This is a genomic window from Shewanella sp. A22 (assembly GCF_053850585.1).
Genome location: NZ_JBSQBN010000009.1, coordinates 56,339 through 63,198 on the forward strand (window position 1 = coordinate 56,339; position 6,860 = coordinate 63,198).

Consider the following 6,860-nt stretch of genomic DNA (forward strand, 5'->3'; position numbering starts at 1 on the left):
CGATGTTAAGTCGCCGCACTTTTATATTGCAATAATCTATTGAAAAATTGGAGTTATTTATGACTGAGTCAATAGACAATATTCAACGTTATTTAATTGAAAATCCTGACGCGATGCCAAGCCAGATAGCGACAATGCTTAAGGTTAGTGAGTGGCAAGTTGTTTCTCTGTTACCTCAAGAGCAAGTCACGTTATTACCTTTGCTTGAAAAGGACTCTTTATTAGCATCGCTACCGGAATGGGGGCCGATGACAACCATTATTGCAGTGTCTGGTAGTGTTTTTGAATTTAAAGGCCCATTCCCTAAGGGTAAATATGCACATGGTTATTACAACTTAATTACCAAGGGCGATGGGTTGCATGGACATTTAAAGTTAGACAACGTTAGTGCAATTGCATTGATTAGTAAGCCATTTAGAGGTAATGAAAGCCATTCGATTAACTTCTTTGGCGACCAAGGTGAAATGATATTTAAAGTGTACCTTGGCCGTGACAGGCAAAGAGTACTATTGGACGACCAAGTGGTTCGTTTTAAAGCGCTAAAAGCTAGAGTGAGTAGTGCAGCCTAATAACTGATGTTGTAGGCAAGCATACCTAATCAACATATTACGTTAAAGGAGACTATTGATGTCGACAGAAACAGATCAGCGTTTGCGTGAAAAATTATTACCTGAAATAGAAGCGTTTAAAGCACAACGAACCACTTTGCAATTGGCAACTCAAGATGCAAACGGCATCCCTAACGCAAGTTACGCACCTTTTGCATTGGCTGATGATGGTTTCTATATTTTGGTCAGCGAGCTCGCACGACACGGTACTAACTTAAAGGCTTCTTCAAGACTTTCTGTCATGTTAATAGAAGATGAGTCTGAAGCCAAAAGTGTGTTTGCCCGTAAACGGTTAACCTTTGATGCAACTGCAGAGATCGTTGATCGTAACAGCGTAACGTTTAGTAAAGGGGTTAGCGTGTTATCCTCGCGCTTTGGTGACATGGTTGATAATCTTGCAAGTTTAACTGATTTTAATTTGTTTAAATTAACACCGCACCATGGTCTATATGTAAAAGGGTTTGGTCAAGCATTTAGCTTGTCGGGCTTAGAATTACTCGATGTGGATTGGAAGCGTGATGGTCACCATGGTTCGCTAAAAAAAAATCTAGCACCGGTGTAGTTATTTGACACCACTATAAGCCTCATTCAAATAATGAGGCTTTTTGTTTTTTGCTGGGACAACCGAGTAACGACACGGTTGTAATGCAGTTGACTAATGACTAGGGCCTGTTGATCTTTGCTGGTTAAGTTTTGTTCGAGATAAAAACGTTTTAATCGAGGCGAGAGGATTGCAGCCTAGCAATCTAAGCTAAATTCGCTCAACAAAGAGTAAAACATTTTTAGCCGACCCCTTCGGGCAGCGTTTGTTGGTCATTTTTACTGCATTATCGACTTTTCATGTAGAATAACTACACCACAAAGTCTCTTCTTTGCACAAATGACCAACAATTCGCTGCCAAAACAACCTTGAAAGATCTACAGGCCCTAATAATTCATGGGGCATATTATGATCACATGACGATATTGTTTCCATGGAAACGATAGCCAATGTTTTGTTAGCTTCTGATTAAGAAGTAACAGTGTTTAGCATATTGGTCCATGAACATGCAAGTTTTAATGGCCAATAATGATCGGTGTTGGTTTGTTATTTTCATTTCATCGTTCTGGATACTCATTTTATGCGGATGCGTGTTCTATCGTCATTACTCATCTTTGTGACATTCGCTCAAACTTTTATAGTATGGCTTGATCGCGATATTTTTGTTGCCAGTATTGATGGTACTATTTATTGGTGAACCGTTCTGTAAAAGTGGATGGCTTGCGTAAAAATCAACGCAAGAGGTTTTAAGCATAATTTTTTCTGGTGTATAATTTATTATAGGCTTCCAAAATATATTGTTAACAAAAGCTATACAATCGCTTATGTGTTGGCGGGTGTTGCTTGAAGAGAAATTTATTTAATGTGGTTACAACGAGAACTGATACTTAGGCCCCAACGACGTGGATTTCATTTAATTACAGATGAGGTCATTACTCGAGTACCTGAATTGAGTACCATAAACGTTGGTTTATTGCATGTGTTTATTCTGCATACTTCTGCATCACTCACGATTAACGAAAATGCCGATCCCACGGTTCGTGGCGATATGGAGCGTCACTTTAATGTTCTCGCACCAGATGGTGCCGCCTACTTTAAACACAACTATGAGGGCGATGACGACATGCCTGCTCATATCAAATCGACCTTGATAGGCGTGAGTCAAACTATTCCTATTACTAACGGCCGCTTGAACCTTGGTGTATGGCAAGGCTTATATCTCTGTGAGCATCGAGATGATGCTTCAGCGCGTACTATTATTGTCACATTACAAGGTGAGTGATTTTAAAAAGGTTAAATTGCAATACAAAAGTAGCAAAACTGCATGTTTAATATACATCCTTCACGTTCAATCATGACTTTGCTTGTGTCAGTAAATGTAAAGGTGCTAAATTTATGCAGCTAAATGTAATGTGTAAAATAGATAATGTAAGCGTATTTTACGATAATACTTTGCATATAAAGGTTTTATATAAAAACGGCCCTAAAATTCAACAATGAATTACGCATAATAATAGGTGGGTTTACGTGATATCTGTATATTTGGTTGACGACCATGAGCTCGTGAGAACGGGTATTCGTCGTATTTTAGAAGATGAACGTGGCATTAAAGTTATCGGTGAAGCACCCGATGGAGAAACAGCGGTACAGTGGTCTCGACAGAATGAAGCTGATGTTATTCTAATGGACATGAACATGCCTGGTATGGGGGGATTAGAAGCAACGCGTAAAATTTTACGCTATCAGCCAGACGCTAGAATTATCGTACTAACCGTGCAAACTGAAGACCCGTTTCCAACTAAAGTGATGCAGGCAGGTGCCTCTGGTTATTTAACCAAAGGTTCTACATCACCAGAAGTATTACGTGCGATTACTCAAGTGGCTCGTGGTCAGCGTTATTTGTCGCCAGAAATCGCCCAGCAAATGGCGTTAAGTCAATTTAACCACTCTGACGAAAATCCGTTTAGCAGTTTATCTGAACGTGAATTGCAAATCATGATGATGATAACTAATGGCGAAAAGGTGAATGATATTTCTGAAAAACTCAATTTAAGCCCTAAAACCGTTAACAGTTATCGTTATCGATTATTTGCTAAGCTTGGGATCGGCGGAGACGTCGAGTTGACCCGTTTAGCTATCCGTTACAAAATGCTCGATACAGGTTCATTTTAGTCAGGAATTGTAGATTCCTTGCAACGCATTAAGTAGCTTTAATCATGCCAAGTGGTTTTAACGCCAAATCTTTTTTAAAAAACGTCACCTCAGCACCTGGCGTTTATCGAATGTACGATAAACGCCAACAAGTCATTTATGTTGGTAAAGCTAAAGATCTCAAAAAACGGTTAAGCTCGTATTTTAGGGCAAATATACCTAATGTTAAAACCCTTGCTCTGGTAGCGCATATTGACCATATTGATGTAACCGTTACCCACAGTGAAACTGACGCTTTATTGCTTGAAAATGATTACATTAAACAGTACATGCCCAAATACAATGTACTGCTGCGTGATGATAAATCTTATCCTTATATTTTGTTAAGCGGCCACAAACATCCACGGCTTGCTTATCATCGTGGCCCTAAACGTGAAAAAGGCCATTATTTTGGCCCATATCCAAATGGTGGTGCCGTAAGGGAAAGCTTGCATTTAATGCAAAAGCTGTTTCCTATTCGTCAATGCGATGATTTGTACTACAAATCGCGTTCTCGCCCTTGTTTACAATATCAATTAGACCGTTGTAGTGCTCCTTGTGTAGGGCTTGTGAGTGATGAGGAATATAGCGAACAAGTCAAATTAGCCAGTTTATTTTTACGCGGCAAAGACAAACAAGTCATATCGCAATTGGTGGCAAAAATGGAAACGGCAGCAATAGCGATGGAATACGAACTTGCCGCACAGTATCGTGACCAAATCACCGCATTAAGACGTGTAGCAGAGCAGCAGGAAGTATCTAATCATAAAGGTGATATGGACGTCATAGGCGTCGATTACGCCTCTGGCATAGCTTGTTTTCATTTGTTGTTTATTCGCGATGGTAAAATTTTTGGTAGTCGCAGTTATTATCCTTCGGTACCCGCAGAAACTGAAATTGAAGAAGTGTTGTCGTCATTTTTAGGCCAGTTCTACCTTAATGCGGATATCCAGCGTACTATTCCAAAGGAAGTTATTCTTAGTCACCACTTTGACGGCATAAAAGAGCTAGAAGCATCGATTGAGTATGCTTTAGAGAAAAAATTTGAATTGAAAACACATGTGCGTGGCGACAGAGCTAATTTTTTACGCTTAGCCATGACCAATGCCAGCAATGCAGTAGCGACTAGGTTGTCACATAAAAATACCGTTGAGCAACGCTTTCAATTACTTGAGGAAGCACTTGAACTTAATGAGCCGATTAAACGAATGGAGTGCTTTGATATAAGCCACACTATGGGGGAAAGCACTGTGGCATCGTGTGTGGTGTTTAATCGCGAAGGGCCGCATAAAGCTGACTACAGGCGTTACAATATTACTGGTATCACAGGTGGTGATGATTATGCCGCAATGGAGCAAGCAATAAGCCGTCGATTTGATAAAATTGATAACAATGGAAAAGTACCTGATTTAGTCTTTATTGATGGTGGCATTGGCCAATTAAGAGTGGCGCAAACAATTGTCGATGAAAAATGCATTAATATTGAACATCCGCCATTACTCATCTGTGTGACCAAAGGCGAGGGCCGAAAAGCAGGGCTCGAAACGTTTACTGTCGGTGGCAGTGAACAAACGTTCGAAATCCCCAGTGATTCGCCAGCATTTCATTTAATGTTACACATTCGCGACGAATCACATCGCTTTGCGATTACCGGACACCGGAATAAACGCCAAAAAACACGTAACACTTCTACCTTAGAATCAATTGCCGGTGTGGGCCCTAAAAGACGTAAAGCTTTGTTGCAACATTTAGGTGGAATACAAGAAGTGAAGGGCGCGAGTGTGGCTGAATTGACAAAAGTACCCGGAATTAGCTTAGAAATGGCACAAACAATTCATGATGCATTGCGAGGGGGCTAAATTTAAGGCAAGATTGGCGCTGCTTCTGACAAATTGGTTTTTTTATGCCGTTTAATCTACCTATTGCACTGACATTATTTCGTATTGCCTTGTTGCCCGTATTTATAGCTGTTTTCTATTTACCGTATTCATGGGCACCTTTTGTTTCGGCTTTTATTTTTTGGCTGGCAGCCCTAACGGACTGGTTAGACGGTTATGCAGCTCGAAAACTTGGGCAATTAACTCGATTTGGCGCTTTTTTAGATCCCGTGGCCGATAAAGTGATGGTGTCGACAGCATTAGTGCTCTTGGTTCAGCAAAATGACAATATGTATTTAACCCTTGCTGCATTGTTTATGATTGGCCGCGAGATTGTTATTTCAGCATTGCGCGAATGGATGGCGGAAATTGGTAAACGTGGTGTTGTTGCCGTGTCGTGGATTGGTAAATATAAAACGGCTGCACAAATGGTTGCCATAATTGGTTTAATTTGGAAACCGACACCTTGGTTAACCGATGTTGCATTTGGACTGTTTTATATTGCTGCAGCGCTAACGTTCTGGTCTATGATGAGTTACATTTCAGCAGCTTGGAAAGATTTAACCGCGGAATAGCATAATAATACTTCAATAAGTTTATTTAGTGCGCAAACAGTCAATATTGCGTAAATCAATAATTGACACACGAGGTTAATTCGGTAGAATGCCTCCCCGTAGACAAGTGATGAGTCAACAGAAAACCTTAGGGGTATATGTTAACTAACATTATTGAATACGCGACATTAGCTCAGTTGGATAGGTTGAAAGACGATACCTTTCTTGCAGATATAATAAAGCAGTAAAACGATTGTATATGTGATATTAGCTCAGTTGGATAGGTTGAAAGACGATACCTTTCTTGCAGATATAATAAAGCAGTAAAATGATTGTATATGTGATATTAGCTCAGTTGGATAGGTTGAAAGACGATACCTTTCTTGCAGATATAATAAAGCAGTAAAACGATTGTATATGTGATATTAGCTCAGTTGGATAAGTTGAAAGACGATACCTTTCTTGCAGATATAATAAAGCAGTAAAATGATTGAATAGGCGACATTAGCTCAGTTGGTAGAGCGATACCTTGCCAAGGTATAGGTCATCGGTTCGAACCCGATATGTCGCTCCAATTTCTTATCTTATTCGATAGATTTGAATTTGGTATAAGTATGGCGCGATGGCAGAATGGCTATGCTGCGGATTGCAAATCCGTCGATCTCGGTTCGACTCCGGGTCGCGCCTCCACAATATTACGTTTGATGGTTACTTTTTGTAACGGTTGAAACGACACTTTGCCCGAGTGGTGGAATCGGTAGACACAAGGGATTTAAAATCCCTCGCTGAATAAGCGTGCCAGTTCAAGTCTGGCCTCGGGTACCATTATAATCTCTAGTAATAGAGAGTGGTGTAAAAAAGCCTCAACATTAGTTGGGGCTTTTTTACGTCTGTAATTTGATTGTGAATGATGACAACCGTTAGCAACGGTGTGTTCGAGAACCTAGATACTAGAGCGGACTTATACCAATTATGATTAAAGTCTTCCCAGATTTGCCCAGTCTCTTTGGCATAGTTTTCTCACTCGGCTTTTACACGATATGAATCTATTCCACGCTAGACAGCAATACTCGACAATTTCGTTGTAATC

At 40.2% G+C, this 6,860-nt stretch carries 6 protein-coding genes and 3 tRNA genes; all 9 read left to right on the forward strand.

All coding sequences use genetic code 11. The annotated features are described in order from the left end of the window. The first annotated feature begins 59 nt into the window (after positions 1 to 59). The 9 genes from hutX (at position 60) to ACWXWT_RS03375 (ending at position 6,595) form a co-directional block, all read left to right on the forward strand. Positions 60 to 569 (forward strand): heme utilization cystosolic carrier protein HutX, encoded by a 510-nt coding sequence (gene hutX / locus ACWXWT_RS03335; RefSeq protein ID WP_456040195.1) that lies wholly within the window; start codon positions 60 to 62, stop codon positions 567 to 569. A 58-nt stretch (positions 570 to 627) separates the two neighbouring features. Beyond that, positions 628 to 1,170 (forward strand): heme utilization protein HutZ, encoded by a 543-nt coding sequence (gene hutZ, locus ACWXWT_RS03340; protein ID WP_456040196.1) that lies wholly within the window; start codon positions 628 to 630, stop codon positions 1,168 to 1,170. An 841-nt stretch (positions 1,171 to 2,011) separates the two neighbouring features. Then, entirely contained in the window at positions 2,012 to 2,431 is a 420-nt protein-coding gene (locus ACWXWT_RS03345) for a secondary thiamine-phosphate synthase enzyme YjbQ (protein ID WP_456040197.1), read from the forward strand. 245 nt (positions 2,432 to 2,676) lie between these two features. Next, positions 2,677 to 3,321: a UvrY/SirA/GacA family response regulator transcription factor gene (gene uvrY / locus ACWXWT_RS03350; protein ID WP_456040198.1), complete on the forward strand. Its 645-nt coding sequence runs from the start codon at positions 2,677 to 2,679 to the stop codon at positions 3,319 to 3,321. A 44-nt stretch (positions 3,322 to 3,365) separates the two neighbouring features. Next, the gene (gene uvrC, locus ACWXWT_RS03355; RefSeq protein ID WP_456040199.1) at positions 3,366 to 5,198 is read left to right on the forward strand and encodes an excinuclease ABC subunit UvrC; all 1,833 of its coding nucleotides are present in this window, start codon (positions 3,366 to 3,368) and stop codon (positions 5,196 to 5,198) included. A 44-nt stretch (positions 5,199 to 5,242) separates the two neighbouring features. Then, positions 5,243 to 5,791, forward strand: a complete 549-nt coding sequence (gene pgsA / locus ACWXWT_RS03360; protein ID WP_456040200.1) for a CDP-diacylglycerol--glycerol-3-phosphate 3-phosphatidyltransferase — start codon at positions 5,243 to 5,245, stop codon at positions 5,789 to 5,791. Positions 5,792 to 6,268: 477 nt separating this feature from the next. After that, positions 6,269 to 6,344: transfer RNA gene (locus tag ACWXWT_RS03365), tRNA-Gly, on the forward strand. Between the two features lie 42 nt (positions 6,345 to 6,386). After that, positions 6,387 to 6,460 (forward strand) — tRNA-Cys (locus ACWXWT_RS03370). A 49-nt stretch (positions 6,461 to 6,509) separates the two neighbouring features. Next, a tRNA-Leu gene (locus ACWXWT_RS03375) sits at positions 6,510 to 6,595 on the forward strand. Positions 6,596 to 6,860 lie beyond the last annotated feature (265 nt).

Coding starts and splice junctions, on each gene's coding strand:
- hutX (WP_456040195.1), top strand. CDS start 60: ATGACTGAGTCAATAGACAATATTCAACGTTATTTAATTGAAAATCCT.
- hutZ (WP_456040196.1), top strand. CDS start 628: ATGTCGACAGAAACAGATCAGCGTTTGCGTGAAAAATTATTACCTGAA.
- ACWXWT_RS03345 (WP_456040197.1), top strand. CDS start 2,012: ATGTGGTTACAACGAGAACTGATACTTAGGCCCCAACGACGTGGATTT.
- uvrC (WP_456040199.1), top strand. CDS start 3,366: ATGCCAAGTGGTTTTAACGCCAAATCTTTTTTAAAAAACGTCACCTCA.
- pgsA (WP_456040200.1), top strand. CDS start 5,243: ATGCCGTTTAATCTACCTATTGCACTGACATTATTTCGTATTGCCTTG.